General features: G+C 69.6%; 17 protein-coding genes. 13 read left to right on the top strand and 4 right to left on the bottom strand.

Annotated elements, in window-relative coordinates:
• Position 1: 1 nt before the first annotated feature.
• Genes tolR through pal form a run of 4 tightly spaced genes read left to right on the top strand, consistent with a single transcriptional unit; the run spans position 2 to position 3105 of the window.
• A complete protein-coding gene (gene tolR / locus JOY29_RS07980; RefSeq protein WP_300973000.1) occupies positions 2-391 on the top strand; it encodes a protein TolR in 390 nt (129 codons plus the stop codon).
• Positions 388-1248: a cell envelope biogenesis protein TolA gene (locus JOY29_RS07985; RefSeq protein WP_300973001.1), complete on the top strand. Its 861-nt coding sequence runs from the start codon at positions 388-390 to the stop codon at positions 1246-1248. The genes tolR and JOY29_RS07985 overlap by 4 nt, the downstream gene beginning before the upstream one ends.
• A gap of 9 nt (positions 1249-1257) precedes the next feature.
• Positions 1258-2568 carry a Tol-Pal system beta propeller repeat protein TolB gene (gene tolB / locus JOY29_RS07990; RefSeq protein WP_300975507.1) on the top strand — a complete coding sequence of 437 codons (1311 nt, stop codon included), beginning with the start codon at positions 1258-1260 and terminating at the stop codon, positions 2566-2568.
• A 15-nt stretch (positions 2569-2583) separates the two neighbouring features.
• A complete protein-coding gene (pal, locus tag JOY29_RS07995; RefSeq protein ID WP_300973002.1) occupies positions 2584-3105 on the top strand; it encodes a peptidoglycan-associated lipoprotein Pal in 522 nt (173 codons plus the stop codon).
• An 85-nt stretch (positions 3106-3190) separates the two neighbouring features.
• Here pal and JOY29_RS08000 read toward each other — a convergent pair whose 3' ends face one another.
• Both JOY29_RS08000 and panC read right to left on the bottom strand, forming a co-directional pair.
• Complete coding sequence (locus JOY29_RS08000; protein WP_300973003.1) at positions 3191-3499, bottom strand: hypothetical protein; 309 nt, start codon at positions 3497-3499, stop codon at positions 3191-3193.
• An 87-nt stretch (positions 3500-3586) separates the two neighbouring features.
• Complete coding sequence (gene panC, locus JOY29_RS08005) at positions 3587-4429, bottom strand: pantoate--beta-alanine ligase (RefSeq protein ID WP_300973004.1); 843 nt, start codon at positions 4427-4429, stop codon at positions 3587-3589.
• A gap of 69 nt (positions 4430-4498) precedes the next feature.
• Here panC and JOY29_RS08010 point away from each other — a divergent pair, with 69 nt between their 5' ends.
• The 4 genes from JOY29_RS08010 to JOY29_RS08025 all read left to right on the top strand — a co-directional run bounded on the left by JOY29_RS08010 (position 4499) and on the right by JOY29_RS08025 (position 7860).
• On the top strand, positions 4499-5281 hold the full coding sequence (locus JOY29_RS08010) for a division plane positioning ATPase MipZ (RefSeq protein WP_300973005.1): 783 nt from the start codon (positions 4499-4501) through the stop codon (positions 5279-5281).
• Positions 5282-5374: 93 nt separating this feature from the next.
• The gene (gene pgmG, locus JOY29_RS08015; RefSeq protein ID WP_300973006.1) at positions 5375-6754 is read left to right on the top strand and encodes a phosphoglucomutase/phosphomannomutase PgmG; all 1380 of its coding nucleotides are present in this window, start codon (positions 5375-5377) and stop codon (positions 6752-6754) included.
• Between the two features lie 91 nt (positions 6755-6845).
• Positions 6846-7463, top strand: a complete 618-nt coding sequence (locus tag JOY29_RS08020) for a YceI family protein (RefSeq protein ID WP_300973007.1) — start codon at positions 6846-6848, stop codon at positions 7461-7463.
• 121 nt (positions 7464-7584) lie between these two features.
• Positions 7585-7860, top strand: coding sequence for a DUF4242 domain-containing protein (locus JOY29_RS08025; RefSeq protein ID WP_300973008.1), 276 nt, complete (start codon positions 7585-7587; stop codon positions 7858-7860).
• Here JOY29_RS08025 and JOY29_RS08030 read toward each other — a convergent pair whose 3' ends face one another.
• On the bottom strand, positions 7861-8865 hold the full coding sequence (locus JOY29_RS08030; RefSeq protein ID WP_300973009.1) for a ligase-associated DNA damage response exonuclease: 1005 nt from the start codon (positions 8863-8865) through the stop codon (positions 7861-7863).
• 63 nt (positions 8866-8928) lie between these two features.
• Here JOY29_RS08030 and JOY29_RS08035 point away from each other — a divergent pair, with 63 nt between their 5' ends.
• The 5 genes from JOY29_RS08035 to pdeM all read left to right on the top strand — a co-directional run bounded on the left by JOY29_RS08035 (position 8929) and on the right by pdeM (position 13052).
• The gene (locus tag JOY29_RS08035) at positions 8929-9126 is read left to right on the top strand and encodes a hypothetical protein (protein ID WP_300973010.1); all 198 of its coding nucleotides are present in this window, start codon (positions 8929-8931) and stop codon (positions 9124-9126) included.
• The gene (locus JOY29_RS08040) at positions 9123-11549 is read left to right on the top strand and encodes a ligase-associated DNA damage response DEXH box helicase (protein WP_300975508.1); all 2427 of its coding nucleotides are present in this window, start codon (positions 9123-9125) and stop codon (positions 11547-11549) included. Before JOY29_RS08035 ends, JOY29_RS08040 begins: the two co-directional genes overlap by 4 nt.
• Before the next feature lie 72 nt (positions 11550-11621).
• Complete coding sequence (locus JOY29_RS08045) at positions 11622-11894, top strand: hypothetical protein (protein ID WP_300973011.1); 273 nt, start codon at positions 11622-11624, stop codon at positions 11892-11894.
• 8 nt (positions 11895-11902) lie between these two features.
• Complete coding sequence (locus JOY29_RS08050) at positions 11903-12358, top strand: 3'-5' exoribonuclease (RefSeq protein WP_300973012.1); 456 nt, start codon at positions 11903-11905, stop codon at positions 12356-12358.
• A gap of 31 nt (positions 12359-12389) precedes the next feature.
• Positions 12390-13052 carry a ligase-associated DNA damage response endonuclease PdeM gene (gene pdeM, locus JOY29_RS08055; RefSeq protein ID WP_300973013.1) on the top strand — a complete coding sequence of 221 codons (663 nt, stop codon included), beginning with the start codon at positions 12390-12392 and terminating at the stop codon, positions 13050-13052.
• On the opposite strand, the gene JOY29_RS08060 is transcribed toward pdeM, so the two are convergent.
• Positions 13053-14771: a chorismate-binding protein gene (locus JOY29_RS08060; protein WP_367280010.1), complete on the bottom strand. Its 1719-nt coding sequence runs from the start codon at positions 14769-14771 to the stop codon at positions 13053-13055.
• Between the last annotated feature and the right edge of the window lie 22 nt (positions 14772-14793).

Raw genomic sequence — 14793 nt, forward strand, 5'->3', positions numbered from 1 at the left:
CATGGCCGAGATCAACGTCACCCCGCTGGTCGACGTCATGCTGGTGCTGCTGATCATCTTCATGGTCACCGCGCCCTTGCTCGTCGCCGGCGTCCCGGTCGACCTGCCCGAGAGCCGCGCGGCGCCGCTCGACAGCCAGGTGCAGCCGGTCCAGGTCAGCCTCGACGGCGAGGGCCGCATCTTCATCGACGAGACGCCGGTCGCCGAGGCTGCGCTGCCCCAGCGCCTCTCCGCCATCGCCGCCGAGCCCGCCCCGGCGGAAGGGCGCCGAATCTATCTCCGGGCCGATCGCGCGCTCGATTACGGCCGGGTCATGCGCGTGATGGGCGAACTCAATCGCGCCGGCCTCAACCGCGTCGCGCTGGTCAGCACCAGCGAGGGTGCCCCGTGAAGCTGGATCGCGGTGAGGCGCAGGGCACGGGCGTCGCCCTGCTGCTCCACGTTGCCCTGGTCGTGGCGCTGACCACCAGCCTCGCCACCATGCCCAAGGTGCCGGAGCCGCCCGCCGTGGAGGTCGAGTTCGTCGACAGCGACGAGGTCGCGCTGACCGCCGCCGCGCCCACGCCCGCGACCCCGCCGCCCGCTGCCGAAGCGCCCGCGCCGGCCGACCAGGCCCCCGCTCCACCCGAGCCGCAACCGGCGCCCGCGCTCACGCCGCCCCCGCCGCAACCCATTGTCCGCCCGACCCCGGCACCAGTCGCCCGGCCCCTGCCCAATCGGCCCGCTCCACCGCAGGCCCGGCCGGCGCCGGCCCGGGCGCGACCGGCGCCAGCCCGTCCCGCGCCCGCCCAGGCGCGACCGGCGCCGGCCCGCCCCGCTCCGCCCCGCCAGTCGCGGCTCGGCGATGATTTCCTCAGGGGCATTCCGAACCCCGACTTGGACCTGTCACCGCGCCCGGCGAGGCAGGGCGCCGCCATCTTCAGCGCTGCCGCCAAGGCAAGCGTCGACAGCGCCATCAAGCGGCAGATCCAGCCCTGTGCCAACCGCCAGCCGACCCTCGGCCCGGGCGCCGACCGCATCCGCGTCACCGTCAACCTGAGGCTCGACCGCGCCGGTCGCCTGTCGCGGCCGCCGTCGCTGGTCCGCACGTCCGGTGTCGATGACGACAATCAGCGGTTCGAGGACCTCGCCTACGACCAGGCCGTGGCGGTCTTCCGCGCCTGCTCGCCCTTGCGCCTGCCGGCGGAGCTGTACAGCACCCCGCAAGGTGGCTGGGGCAACATCAACCTGACCTATGCCGCGAAATGAGGATTGATGATGCTGCGTAAGTTCCTGTTGGCGATGACCGCCCTGGTGGCCACGCCCGCCGCCGCCCAGCAGGACGACCCCCCGCCGGTCGACGTGGAAGTCACCAGCGGCGGGGTCAGCAGCGCCATCTCCATCGCCGTTCCGCCGATGCCGGTCGAAAGCGGTGTCGAGTTGGCGCTAGGCCGCAACATCGCCGGGGTGATCGCCTCGGGCCTGCGCACCAGCGGCCGCTTCGCCCCGCTCGGGCCGGGCGGATTGCCAAACTACAGCGTCGCCCAGGCCGGCGCGCCCGGCTTCGGCGAGTGGCGGGGGCTCGGCGCCAACCAGCTGGTCACCGGCTTCGTCCGCCAGAGCGGTCCCGGACAGATCACCGTCGGCTGCTACCTCTACGACGTCGGCGCCGGCCGCGAACTGCTCCGGCAGGGCTTCGCCGTCACCACCGACAACTGGCGTCGCGCCGCCAACAAGTGCGCCGACGCCATCTATTCGCGGCTGACCGGCGAAGGCGGCTTCCTCGACACGCGCGTCGTGTTCGTCGCCGAGACGGGCCCCAAGACCCGCCGCCTCAAGCGCATCGCCATCATGGACTCGGACGGCGCCAACCTGCGCTACCTGACCGAGGGCGAAGCGACCGTGGTCACCCCGCGCTTCTCGCCTGACGGCCGCCGCCTCGCCTACGTCAGCTATGCTGGTCGTCGCGCCCGGGTGTGGGTGCTGGACATCGCCACCGGCCAGAAGCGCCTGCTGGTTCCCGGCCTGGCCCTGACGAGCGCGCCGCGCTTCTCGCCCGACGGCAGCCGCATCGCCTATGCGCGGTCGGAAGGCGGCAACACCGACATCTGGATCGCCAATGCCGACGGCAGCGGAACGCCGCAGCGGCTGACCACCGCGCCCGGGATCGACACCAGCCCGAGCTTCTCGCCGGACGGCAGCCGGATCGTGTTCGAAAGCGACCGCTCCGGCTCGCAGCAGCTCTACGTCATGCAGGCCGACGGCTCGAACCAGCGCCGGATCAGCTTCGGCGGTCCCGCCGGTTCGCCCGCCTGGAGCCCACGCGGCGATCGCATCGCCTTCGTCCGGGTCGGCGCCTTCCGCATCGGCGTGATGAACGCCAACGGCGGGGGCGAGCAGATCCTGACCGACGGCTGGCAGGACGAGTCACCCAGCTGGGCGCCCAACGGCCAGTTCGTCATGTTCAACCGCTTCACCCGCGACGGGCGCTCCAGCCTGTTCGCCGTTCCCGTCGGCGGCGGCGCTGCCCGCCGTTTGCCCACTCCGCAGGACGGTTCGGACCCGAGCTGGTCCCCGCTGCAGCGCTGACAAGGAGAAGATGAGATGCGCCGTACCCTGATGATCGCCAGCCTCGGCCTCGCGCTCACCCTCAACGCCTGCGGACGCAAGCCGCCGGTCGAGACCACCCCGCCGGTCGAGACCGGCCAGACCGGCGCAACCGAGGGCACCGTCGACAGTGACGAGGTCGGGCTGGTCGAACTTCCGGGCAGCCAGGCCGCGCTGGTCGCGGCCGCCGGCTCCGACACCATCTATTTCGGGACCGACCAGTCGGACATTTCGGCGGATGCGCAGGCGACGCTGCGGGCGCAGGCCAAGTGGCTGGTCGCCAATCCCAACGTGCGCGCCTCGGTCGAGGGCCATGCCGACGAACGCGGCACCCGCGAATATAACCAGGCGCTCGGCGAGCGCCGCGCCCAGGCGGCCAAGCTGTTCCTGATGGCGCAGGGCGTGCCGGAAAACCAGCTGCTGACGATCAGCTGGGGCAAGGAACGCCCGGTCGCCACCGGCTCGGACGAGAGCGCCTGGGCCCAGAACCGCCGCGCGGTGACGGTGGTGGTCCGGTAATATCGCGTCGCTCGGGCGGGGGCCGGGGACTGAAGTTACTGAAGCGCCACTTTGACCAAGGTCCCGGCCTTCACCGGGACGACGATCAGGCTGCGTAGCGCTGGGGCGTGCGACCCGTCGTCGCCAGCCACGCGCGCGCCGACTTCTGCGCTTCGGCGATCTCGCGCGCGGTCATCTCGACGCTGATCTCGGCCCGGCATGCCTGGCCGCGGGTGCAGCCGTTGAGGGCCGCGAGATTGAACCACTTGTGCGCTTCGACCAGGTCGACCGAGACGCCGCCGCGACCGGTCGAATAGGTCACGCCAAGCTCGAACAGGGCATTGACGTCGCCATTCTCCGCATCGGCGAGGCGGCTGCGGATGAGAAACTCGGCGCCTTTTTGACTTATGGCCATTCTGTGAACTCCCCTGTTTGTTGCAGGCAAGCTCCCCCAGTGCCGGTCATCAAATGGTTAACGCGGTAATTACCCTGTTACCTGTTGCTACGAAGTGACAGCTATATTGTCGATCAGGCGCACCTTGCCGAGCCGTGCGGCAGCCAGCATGCGCATGTTTTCGCCTTGCCGTTCAAGCGGTTCGAGGCTGTCGCCGTCGACCAGCGCAAGATAGTCCACTTCGGAGAAACCCGCCGCCCGCAGCTGCCGCTGTGCCTCGTGGAGCGCCGCCGAAACCTCCCCACCGCGAAGGATTCGGCGCGCAGCCTCGCTCATGGCCTCGGGCAGCGCCACTGCCCGTCGCCGCTCGTCGGCCGTCAGCAGGGCGTTACGCGACGACATGGCAAGGCCGTCCGCCTCGCGCACCGTCGGATGACCAAGGATGGCGACGCCAAGCCCAAGGTCCGCCTCCACCCGCCGGATGACGGCAAGTTGCTGCCAATCCTTCTCGCCGAAGATGGCAAGGTCGGGCCGGACCGCCAGCAGCAGCTTGGCGACCACCGTCGCGACGCCGTCGAAATGGCCGGGCCGATGCTCGCCCTCCCACCGTTCGCTGACCCCGCGCACCGAGATATTGGTGGCGAAGCCCGGCGGGTAGAGCTGGTCCGGCGTCGGCAGCCACACGAGGTCGCAGCCGGCCGCCTCCAGCCTGGCGAGATCCGCTTCTTCCTGCCGGGGATAGCGCTCGAGATCCTTGGGATCGTTGAACTGCAGCGGATTGACGAAGATGGTCGCCGCCACCCGGTCCGCCCGCCGCTTCGCCTCGTCGATCAGCGCCAGGTGCCCGTCGTGGAGCGCGCCCATCGTCGGCACCAGCGCCAGCGTGGCCGACGGACCACGCAGATGCCGCAAAGCCACCCCCAGGTCGGCCATTGCACGGATAGTTTGCACCCTCGAATCCCCCGGTTTACCTTGGCGCGAACAAATCGGCGCTTACGCGCAACGCGGGGAAGGTACCAAGTGACGAGCCCACATTTCATCGTCTTCGCCAATGAGAAGGGCGGCACCGGCAAGTCGACCACCGCCGTCCACACCGCCGTGGCGCTCGCCGCCGCCGGCCACCGCGTCGCCGCGCTCGACCTCGACCATCGCCAGCGCACCACCACCCGCTACCTCGAGAACCGCACCGCCTTCGTCCGCCGGACCGGGACCGACCTGCCGCAGCCGGCCTTCCAGGTGCTCGACGACCAGCGCGAGGAAGCCCTGGAGGCTGCCATCGCCGCGCTCGGCGCCGATGCCGACATCCTCGTGATCGACACGCCCGGGCGCGACGATCCGGTCGCCCGCGCCGCCATCCTCAAGGCCGACACGCTGGTCACCCCGATGAACGACAGCTTCGTCGACCTCGACCTCATCGGGCAGGTCAACCCCGACACCTTCAAGGTGACTCGCCCGAGCTTCTATGCCGAACTGATCTGGAACAGCCGCACGGCCCGCGCCAAGTCCGCCGGCAAGAGCGTCGACTGGGTGGTGCTGAGGAACCGCCTCCAGCATATCGGCAGCCACAACCAGCAGCGCGTCGGTGCCGCCATGGACGAGCTCGCCCGCCGGGTCGGCTTCCGCGTCATCCCCGGGCTGTCCGAGCGCGTCATCTACCGCGAACTCTTCCCCAAGGGCCTGACCCTGCTCGACCTCAAGCAGATCGGCGACGCCGGCATCGCCCACATCGCCGCCCGCCAGGAACTGCGCGAAATGGTGGCGGGGCTCGGCCTGCCGGGGGCGGAAGCGGCCAAGGCGGCCTGACGGACGGGCGGGGCAGCAGCCGGATTCTCGCTTTTTGGGGAATGGCGGTAAGGGCGCGCAACCTTCTTCCTTCCCCTCCGTTCAGGCGCCGTAATGACCCACAGCTTCCATCCCACCATCCTCCGCGAATATGACATCCGCGGGGTCGTCGGCCACACCCTCCACGAGGAGGACGCCTATGCGCTCGGGCGCACCTTCGCCGCCGAGGGCCGCGAGCAGGGCGCCAAGCGCCTCGCCGTCGGCCGCGACGGCCGCGAACATTCGCCGCGGCTGGAAGAAGCGCTGGTCCGCGGCCTGACCGAAGGCGGCATGGACGTCGTCCGTGTCGGCCAGGGCCCCTCGCCCATGCTCTACTGGGCGGTGGCGGAGCTGGACGTCGATGGCGGCATCCAGATCACCGGAAGCCACAATCCGGCCGACTATAACGGGTTCAAGATGCTGCTTCCGGGCGGCTCCGTGTTCGGCACGCAGATCAAGTCGCTCGGCAGCCGCGCCGCCGAAGGCCGCTGGAGCGAGGGTCAGGGCAAGGTCGAGGATGTCGACATCATCGACCGCTACGTCGACCGCCTCGTCGAGGATTTCCAGGGCGGCGAGTTCCGCATCGGCTGGGACGCCGGCAACGGCGCTGCCGGACCGGCACTGGAGAAGCTCGTCGCGAAGCTTCCGGGCGAGCACCATACCCTCTTTACCGACGTCGACGGCCGCTTTCCGAACCACCATCCCGATCCGACGGTCGAGAAGAACCTCGAGCATCTGAAGGCGCTCGTGCGCGAGAAGAATCTCGACTTCGGCATCGCCTTCGACGGCGACGGCGACCGCATCGGCGCGGTCGATGGCCAGGGCCGGGTCATCTGGGGCGACCAGCTGCTGATGATCCTCGCCGGGCCGGTGCTCGACGAGCAGCCCGGCGCCACCATCATCGCCGACGTCAAGGCCAGCCAGACCCTGTTCGACCGCATCGGCGACATGGGTGGCACGCCCCTGATGTGGAAGACCGGCCACAGCCTCATCAAGCAGAAGATGAAGGAGACCGGCGCCCCGCTTGCCGGCGAGATGAGCGGCCACATCTTCTTCAAGCATCGCTGGTACGGCTTCGACGACGCGCTCTACGCCAGCGTCCGGCTGATCGAGGCGGTCGCCGCCTCGGGCAGGAGCCTGACCGAGCTGCGCGACGCCATGCCCGAAAGCCTCGCCACGCCGGAGCTCCGCTTCCCGGTCGACGAGAGCCGCAAGTTCGCGGTGATCGAGGAAGTGCGCGACCGGCTGACCACCGAGGGCGCCACGATCGATGCGACCGACGGCGTCCGGGTCAGCACCGGCGACGGCTGGTGGCTGCTGCGCGCGTCCAACACGCAGGACGTGCTGGTCGCCCGCGCCGAGGCTAGGGACGCGCTCGGCCTCGAGCGGCTGGTCGACGTCATCGACGGCCAGCTCGCATCGTCGGGCGTCGAGCGGACCGAAGCCGACCACTGATTGGGCAGGCCACAGTGACAAGATTGTGCCCTCTTGCCGGGGCGCGGTCTTGCCCGCAGCTACGGGCTCCATGAACAAGGGAGCCCCATCCATGACCAAGCGCCTTCTCGGCCTCGCCGCCGCCCTCGGTCTCGCCACCGCCGCCTTCTCGCCGCTCGCGGCGCAGGCACCGGCCACCCCGCGGGTCGCCGCCAGCCAGGTCGCGGCCGGCAGCTATGTCGTTGACGCCAACCACACCCAGGTCGTCTGGTCGGTCGACCACTTCGGCTTCTCGCGCCTCTACGGCATGGTCGGAGGAATGAGCGGGACGCTCGCCATCGATCCCGCCCGTCCGTCTGAGGCCAGCGTCCAGATCGACATTCCCCTGTCGGGCCTGACCGTCACCTCGCCCGGCTTCGCCAAGCATCTCCAGACCGCCGACCTGTTCGACACCGCCAAGTTCCCGACCGCGCGCTTCGTCTCGCGCAACGTGGCGGTCAGCGGGGAAACAGCGGCCATCACCGGCGACCTCACCGTGCGCGGGGTCACCAGGCCGATCACCCTCAACGCCCGCTTCCACGGCGCCGGCACCAATCCGATGAACAAGAAGGCGACTGTCGGCTTCTCGGCGACCGGAACGCTGAAGCGCAGCGACTTCGGCCTCGGCTATGCCGTCCCGGCCGTGTCCGACGAGGTCCGGCTGGAGATCACCGCCGCCTTCGAGAAGTAAGGCGCGCCGGTCACCGGGCGGCCGTCCACCGGCGCGCCGCCCGGTCCCGCCCGTCTGGACTCTCCCCTCATTCTGCCGCAGTTTTCCGCGCCTGGAGCCCATCACAGGGAGGAACGGGGCAATGCCGCAATATGTGATCGAGCGTGAGATGCCGGGCGCCGGACAGCTCGGGCCGGCGGACCTCCAGGGCGCGTCGCAGCACAGCTGTTCGGTGATCAAGGAGCTCGGCCCCGACATCCAGTGGGTGCAGAGCTACGTCACCGACGACAAGATCTACTGCGTCTATCGCGCGCCGAGCGAGCAGCTGATCAAGGATCATGCGGAAAAGAGCGGCTTTCCCGCCAGCCGCATCTCGGAAGTCCGCAACATCATCGACCCGACCACCGCCGAGGGCTGATCAGCCGTCATCCTCGTCGTCGTCATAGCCGACGAGGTTCAGCTCCCGCGCCTTGATCTGGCGGGTCATGCACCAGTGCATCAGCGCGTCCTCGCGGCCGTGGGTGATCCATACCTCCTTCGGCGCGATCTCGAGGATGGTGTCGGTCAGCTCGCCCCAGTCGGCATGGTCGGAGATGATCAGCGGCAGCTCGACATTCTTCTGCCGGGCGCGTTGCCGGATCCGCATCCAGCCCGACGCCGCGGCGGTGATCGGATCGGGCAGCCGCCGGCTCCAGCGGTCGTTGAGCGCCCCCGGCGGGCAGAGCACGAGATGGCCCTGCATGTCCGCCTTGGTCGCGCCCGTCACGGGCCGGAGCTCGCCAAGGTCGATGCCATGGTCAATGTAGAGGTTGCACAGGCGCTCGAGCGCGCCGTGATAGTAGATGGGCTGGCGATGGCCCCGTCGCCGCGCTTCGGCGATCACCCGCTGCGCCTTGCCCAGCGCATAGGCGCCGACCAGCACGCAGCGATCGGGATTGTCGGCCAGCCGGGCGAGCAGCCGGTCGATCTCCCCGCCCGTCTCGGGATGGTGGAAGACCGGCAGGCCGAAGGTCGCCTCGGTGATGAAGATGTCGCACTTGACCGGCAGGAAGGGCTCGCAGGTCGGATCGGGCCGCCGCTTGTAGTCGCCCGACACCACCACTCGCTCGCCCTTCCAGTCGAGGATGATCTGCGCCGAGCCGAGCACATGGCCAGCGGGAACGAAGCTCACTTCCACCTCGCCGACCGTGACGCTCTGGCCATAGTCGACCGGGCAGCCATTCTGGTCGCCGTAGCGCACGCCCATGATGTCCAGCGTCTCCGGCGTCGCCCACACCTGGCCATGCCCGCCGCGGGCATGATCGGCATGGCCATGGGTGACCAGCGCCCGCTGCTTGGGCTGCGAGGGATCGACCCAGGCGTCGGCCGGGCGGACGTAGATGCCTTCGGGGCAGGGTTCGATCCAGGAACCGAGACGGGCCATGGCACTTATACCCAGGTGACAGGTGCGCGGTTCCGCCGCCATAACGAGTAAGGAAAGCCCATCATGGCCGAAGGCAGCGACGTCAACTACTGGACCTTGGTCACGATCCTGGGACCGATCCTCCTGCTCGGAGTCATGATCTGGGCCTTCACCCGCAACAAGAAGAGCAAGGTCGATCCGGAAGTGACCGAACGCGCGACGCACGATCTCTACCAGGAAGAGCAGCGCATGCACGAGCGCGACGGCAACAGCGGCCTCTGAACGGGACCGACCTCCCTCCCGTCGTTTCCGGCTGGTTCGAGCGCCGGGGCTGGCAGCCACGCCGGCACCAGCTCGCCATGCTGGATCGCGCCCGCGCCGGCCGCCATGCCCTGCTCGTCGCAGGCACCGGCGCCGGCAAGACGCTGGCCGGCTTCCTGCCCACCATCTGCGAACTGGTGGAGGCGCCCTCCGAAGGGCTTCACACCCTCTACATCTCGCCGCTGAAGGCGCTTGCGGTCGACGTCCAGCGCAACCTGCTCGATCCGATCGGCGAGATGGCGCTTCCGATCAGGGTCGAGACGCGCACCGGCGACACGCCGTCGGACCGCAAGGCACGCCAGCGGGCGAAGCCGCCGCAGGTGCTGCTGACGACGCCCGAAAGCCTGTCGCTGCTCCTCTCCTACCCCGACAGCTTCCAGCTGTTCGCCGGGCTGCGCACCATCGTCCTCGACGAGATCCACGCCTTCGCCCGCGACAAGCGCGGCGACCTCCTCGCCCTCGCCCTTTCCCGCCTGCAGAAGATCGCCCCGGGCCTGCGCCGGGTCGGCCTCAGCGCCACCGTCGCCGATGCCGACGCCTACCGCAGCTGGCTCGCGCCCCACGCCGACATGGACGAGGTCGACGTGGTGCTGGGCGAGAAGGGCGCCGAACCGCAGCTCGACATCCTCCTGCCCGAAAACCGCGTGCCCTGGTCCGGGCACAGCGGCCGTTACGCGGCCCGCCAGGTGATGGCCGAAATCGAGAAGCACAAGACGACCCTCGTCTTCTGCAACACCCGCGGCTTGTGCGAACTCATCTTCCAGGACCTGTGGAAGGTGAACGATGCCGGCCTGCCGATCGGCGTCCATCACGGCAGCCTCGCGCTCGAGGCCCGCCGCAAGGTGGAAGCGGCGATGGCCGCGGGCCGCCTCCGCGCGCTGGTCTGCACCAGCTCGCTCGACCTCGGCATCGACTGGGGCGACGTCGACCTCGTCATCCAGATGGGCGCGCCCAAGGGCAGCTCGCGCCTGCTTCAGCGGATCGGCCGCGCCAACCACCGGCTCGACGAGCCGAGCCACGGCACCATCGTCCCCGGCAACCGCTTCGAATATCTCGAGGCCCGCGCCGCCCTCGACGCGGTGGACGCCGGCGAGCTCGATCCCGAGATCTTCCGTCCCGGCACCCTCGACACGCTGGCCCAGCACATCCTCGCCTGCGCCTGCGCCGCGCCGTTCGAACAGGCCGAGCTGCTCGCCGAGATCCGCTCCGCCGCCCCCTATGCGGGCCTCACCGACGAGATCTACGGGCGGGTGCTGAGCTACATCGCCACCGGCGGCTATGCCTTGCGCGCCTACGACAAGTTCCGCCGGCTGGTGGAGGAGCCGCCGGGCTCCGGCCACTGGCGCATCACCAGGCCGACGATTGCCGTCCAGCACCGGATGAACGCCGGGATCATCGTCGACAATCCGATGCTCGACATCCGCTTCAAGAACGGCCGCATGCTCGGCCGGGTCGAGGAAGGCTTCGCCTCGACCCTCACCGTCGGCGACCACATCTTCTTCGCCGGCCTCAGCCTCGAGGTGCTGCAGTTCAAGGACAGCGACATCCTCGTCCGCGCCTCGGCCAGGGAGGCGCGGCTGGTCACCTATGGCGGCCAGCGGATGAGCATGACCACCCACCTCGCCGACCGGGTCAAGGTGATGCTGTCCGATCCCGGCGACTGGCATCGCTTCCCCGCCGACGTCCGCGAATGGCTGGAAGTGCAGCAGCGCCGCTCCCGCCTTCCCCAGCCGGACGAACTGCTGGTCGAAACCTTCCCCCACGAAGGCCGGCACTACATGATCATGTACAGCTTCGAGGGCTGGAACGCGCACCAGTCGCTCGGCATGCTGGTCACCAAGCGGATGGAGAAGCTCGGCCTCAAGCCCCTGGGCTTCGTCGCCAACGACTACGCCCTGTCGGTCTATGGCCTCGAGCCGATCAGCGACCCGGCGCCCCTCCTCTCCCCCGACATCCTGGAGGGCGAGTTCGTCGACTGGGTCGAGCAGTCCATGCTGCTGAAGCGCGCCTTCCGCGAAGTGGCGGTGATCGGCGGGCTGGTCGAGCGCCAGCATCCGGGCAAGCGCAAGACCGGCAAGCAGGTCAGCTTCTCCACCGATCTCATCTACGACGTGCTCCGCAAATATGAGCCCGAGCATCTCCTCATGCACGCCGCCTGGGACGATGCCCGCGCCCGCATGACCGAGCTCGGCCGGCTCGCCCGGCTGGTCGAGCGGGCCGCCGCGCAGATGGTCCATGTCGACCTCCCCCGAGTCACCCCGATGGCCGTTCCCCTGATGGTCATCATCGGCCGCGAAGCCCTGCCGAGCGGGGCCAGCGCCGACGACGCCCTGCTGGTCGAGGCCGAAAGCGCGATCGCCGAGCTGGCGATGCGCGAGGACTAGCCATGCCGCGGCAGGCGCCTCCCGGCGGCGATCGCGCTTGGGGATAACGGCGGGACAGGCTAAGCGCAGCCGATGCGCTTTCTGCCAGTCCTGCTCCTTGCCCCCGTCCTCGGGGCCTGCACGGTCGCCCGCACCGCGGTCGACGTCGTGACCCTGCCAGTCAAGGTCGTGTCCGCCGGCGTTGACGCCGCGACGACCAGCCAGTCAGAAGCCGACGAGAAGCGCGGCCGCGCCATCCGCGAGGAGGAGGAACGCCTCGGCCGCGAGCGGCGCAAGCTGGAGGAACGCTGCCGCAAGGGACGGCCGCTGCCGCAGGACGATTGCAGCAGCGTGGCGCCGCGCTAGGCCCTCCGATGCGCTACTTCCTCGACTGCGAATTCGACGGCTTCGGCGGACCGCTGATCAGCCTTGCCCTCGTCCCGGCCGACGGCGGGGAGGAATATTATGCGGTGGTGGAGCATGAACGCCCCTGCATCGACTGGGTCGAGCGCCACGTCATTCCCTATCTCGACACTGTCCCCCAGGCGCTGAGGGCCGAGCCCCAGCCGCGCGCCAGCGTCGCGCGCGAGCTCGCCCGCTGGTTCGAAGCCTTCGACGACGTCGAGATCCTCGCCGACTGGCCGGACGACATCGCCTATTTCTGTCGGCTGCTGATGACCGGGCCGGGCGAGATGGTGACGGTGCCGGCGATGAGCTTCCGCCTGCTCAACCTCGCCGGCTTCTCCACCGCCCGCAACAGCGCCGTCCCGCACAATGCGCTGCACGACGCCCGCGCCCTTCGCGATCATGTCGTGCATCGCGGCTATTAGTCCGGCCGATCCGTTGCTAAGCGGCAAGCCGATGGTTCCCCTTTCGTTCGCCGGACATGATTTCCTCGCCGATCCCCAGGGTGCGCTCTGGTGGCCCGCCCGCCGCGCCCTGCTGGTCGCCGACCTGCACCTCGAGAAAGCGAGCTGGTTCGCCAAGTTCGGCCAGTTCCTGCCGCCCTATGACAGCCAGGCGACCCTCGCGGCGCTGACGGAAATCGTCGATCGCACCGGCGCGCAGGGGCTCTACTGCCTCGGCGACAGCTTTCACGACCGTTTCGGCTGCGACCGCCTGCCGGAGGCGGCCCGCACCATGCTGCTGGCGCTGACCGCCCGCCTCGACTGGACCTGGATCCTCGGCAACCACGATCCGGGCTTCGCCGACCATTGCGGCGGGACGCTCGCCGGGGAAGTGGAGCTGGACGGGCTGGTGCTCCGCCACGAGGCCGACACCAGCGACCACCGGCCCGAGATGTCGGGTCACTACCATCCCAAGCTCCGCCTCCACCTCAAGGGCCGGCAAGTGAGCCGCCGCTGCTTCGTCGCCAGCGGGTCGAAGCTGATCCTTCCGGCGTTCGGCGCGCTGACCGGCGGGCTCGACGCCCATCATGCCGAGATTTTGCGCAAGGTCGGCCAGCCGGCGGCCGCGCTCGTGCCCGTGAAGGACCGGCTGCTCCGCTTTCCGCTTGCCGCCTGATCAGTCCGCCAGCCGCGCCTTCATCAGCCCGCGCACGATATTGCCGACAAGGAAGCCCTCGCGCAGGTCGTCCTCGCGAAGGTCGCCCTCGATCGCCTTTCCGTTCGCGATCAATGTGTCGCGCAGCACGCCGGGAAGCAGCCCGCGGGCGAGCGGCGGGGTGACGAGCATTCCCTCCTTCTCGACGAAGACCGAGGTGAAGCTGCCTTCGGTGAGGCGCCCGTCGGGGTCGGCGAAGATCACCTCGTCCGCCCCGCTGGCGGTCCGCGCTTCGTCGTAGAAGGCGCGGTCGGTGGTCTTGAAGCGCAAGCGATAGTCGTCGGCCGGCACGGGCAAGGGCACCACCTTGACCGACAGCGGCTCGGCCGAGAGCCGCGGCAGCGGCCGCACCTCCACCGCCATGGTCCCGGTCGGCGACAGCAGCAGCCGGGCGACGCCGGACGCCCGCCGCCCGAAGGTCGCCGCCTGAAGCTCGTTGCGGGCCGCATGCCGGTCGAAGCGGAAATCGAGCGCCGCCGCCGAAGCCTTCATCCGATCGAGGTGCCGGTCGAGTTCGATCATCCCGTCATGCGGGTCGAAGCGCATGGTCTCGATCAGGTCGATGGACTGGCGGTCACGCGACACGAAGGCTCCCTTGGACAGGCATTCGGCCCATTCATCCACCGCAATGGAGTCCACCACAAGCCCGGAACCGAGCCCAAGCATCGCTTCGCCCGCATCGCTCCCGATCTGGAGCGTTCGGATCAGCACGCTGAAGCGCGCATCGCCACCCGGCTCGATCCACCCCGCCGCCCCGCAATAGGCGCCCCGCGGCGACGGCTCGAGCACCCGCAACGCCAGCATCGCTGCCACCTTGGGAGCGCCCGTCACCGATCCGCAGGGGAAGATGGTGCGCAGCACGTCGACCGCATCGAGCCCGTCCCGAAGCCGCGCCGTCACCCGGCTGACCATCTGCGTGACCGTGGGATAGCGTTCGATCGCGAACAGTTCGGGTACTGCGACGCTGCCTGCCTCCGCCACCCTCGCGAGGTCGTTGCGGAGGAGATCGACGATCATCAGATTCTCCGCCCGGCTCTTGGCGTCGGCGGTGAGGACGGCGTCGTCCGCCAGCGGCCCGGCCGTGCCCTTCATCGGACGCGCCTCGATCACACCGTCACGGATGGTGAAGAATTGCTCGGGGCTGAGGCTCGCCAGCCAGCCCTCCGGATGCCGGATCAGCGCGCCCCAACCGGCGGCGGCCGAGCGCCTCAGCCGTGCATAAAGCGCGGCCGGGCTGCCGGCCACCGCCACCCGGCACGGAAAGGTGAGGTTCGCCTGATAATAGCCGCCGGCGCGAAGCTGCCCGTGGACCCGCTCGACCGCCGCAAGATAGTCGCCCCTCGCGACCAGTGGCTCCGGCGCTCCGGCGATGGCGCCCGCCGGGTCCGGCAGCAGCGCCTCGGCCTCCACCGCCTCATGCCCGTCGAACAGCCCGAACCACAGCAGCGGTCCCTTCCCCTGCCGGGCAGCGCCGGCCAGCGCCGGGTCGAGCGCATAGCCCGCTTCATAGGCGAGGAAGCCCGCCGCATGGGCCCCGCCACGCACCGCCTGCTGAAGCGCGGCGAGCGCCGGCACCACCTCGTCCATCGTCCGCGCGACGATCTCCCCCACCGGCTGCCGATAGAGTCGCGCGTGGCCGCCCGGACGGGCGTCGTCGAAGAGGAGAAATGGCGCTTTCACAAACCAGCGTTTGCAAGCGCCG

It is taken from the genome of Sphingomonas sp. LHG3406-1, from assembly GCF_029637485.1.
GTDB lineage: Bacteria > Pseudomonadota > Alphaproteobacteria > Sphingomonadales > Sphingomonadaceae > Sphingomicrobium.

What these genes read in the sequence shown, in the direction of transcription:
- tolR (WP_300973000.1), top strand. Translation starts at nt 2, where the DNA reads ATGGCCGAGATCAACGTCACCCCGCTGGTCGACGTCATGCTGGTGCTG.
- tolB (WP_300975507.1), top strand. Translation starts at nt 1,258, where the DNA reads ATGCTGCGTAAGTTCCTGTTGGCGATGACCGCCCTGGTGGCCACGCCC.
- pal (WP_300973002.1), top strand. Translation starts at nt 2,584, where the DNA reads ATGCGCCGTACCCTGATGATCGCCAGCCTCGGCCTCGCGCTCACCCTC.
- JOY29_RS08000 (WP_300973003.1), bottom strand. Translation starts at nt 3,499, where the DNA reads ATGGCCATAAGTCAAAAAGGCGCCGAGTTTCTCATCCGCAGCCGCCTC.
- pgmG (WP_300973006.1), top strand. Translation starts at nt 5,375, where the DNA reads ATGACCCACAGCTTCCATCCCACCATCCTCCGCGAATATGACATCCGC.
- JOY29_RS08020 (WP_300973007.1), top strand. Translation starts at nt 6,846, where the DNA reads ATGACCAAGCGCCTTCTCGGCCTCGCCGCCGCCCTCGGTCTCGCCACC.
- JOY29_RS08025 (WP_300973008.1), top strand. Translation starts at nt 7,585, where the DNA reads ATGCCGCAATATGTGATCGAGCGTGAGATGCCGGGCGCCGGACAGCTC.
- JOY29_RS08030 (WP_300973009.1), bottom strand. Translation starts at nt 8,865, where the DNA reads ATGGCCCGTCTCGGTTCCTGGATCGAACCCTGCCCCGAAGGCATCTAC.
- JOY29_RS08035 (WP_300973010.1), top strand. Translation starts at nt 8,929, where the DNA reads ATGGCCGAAGGCAGCGACGTCAACTACTGGACCTTGGTCACGATCCTG.
- JOY29_RS08045 (WP_300973011.1), top strand. Translation starts at nt 11,622, where the DNA reads ATGCGCTTTCTGCCAGTCCTGCTCCTTGCCCCCGTCCTCGGGGCCTGC.
- JOY29_RS08050 (WP_300973012.1), top strand. Translation starts at nt 11,903, where the DNA reads ATGCGCTACTTCCTCGACTGCGAATTCGACGGCTTCGGCGGACCGCTG.
- pdeM (WP_300973013.1), top strand. Translation starts at nt 12,390, where the DNA reads ATGGTTCCCCTTTCGTTCGCCGGACATGATTTCCTCGCCGATCCCCAG.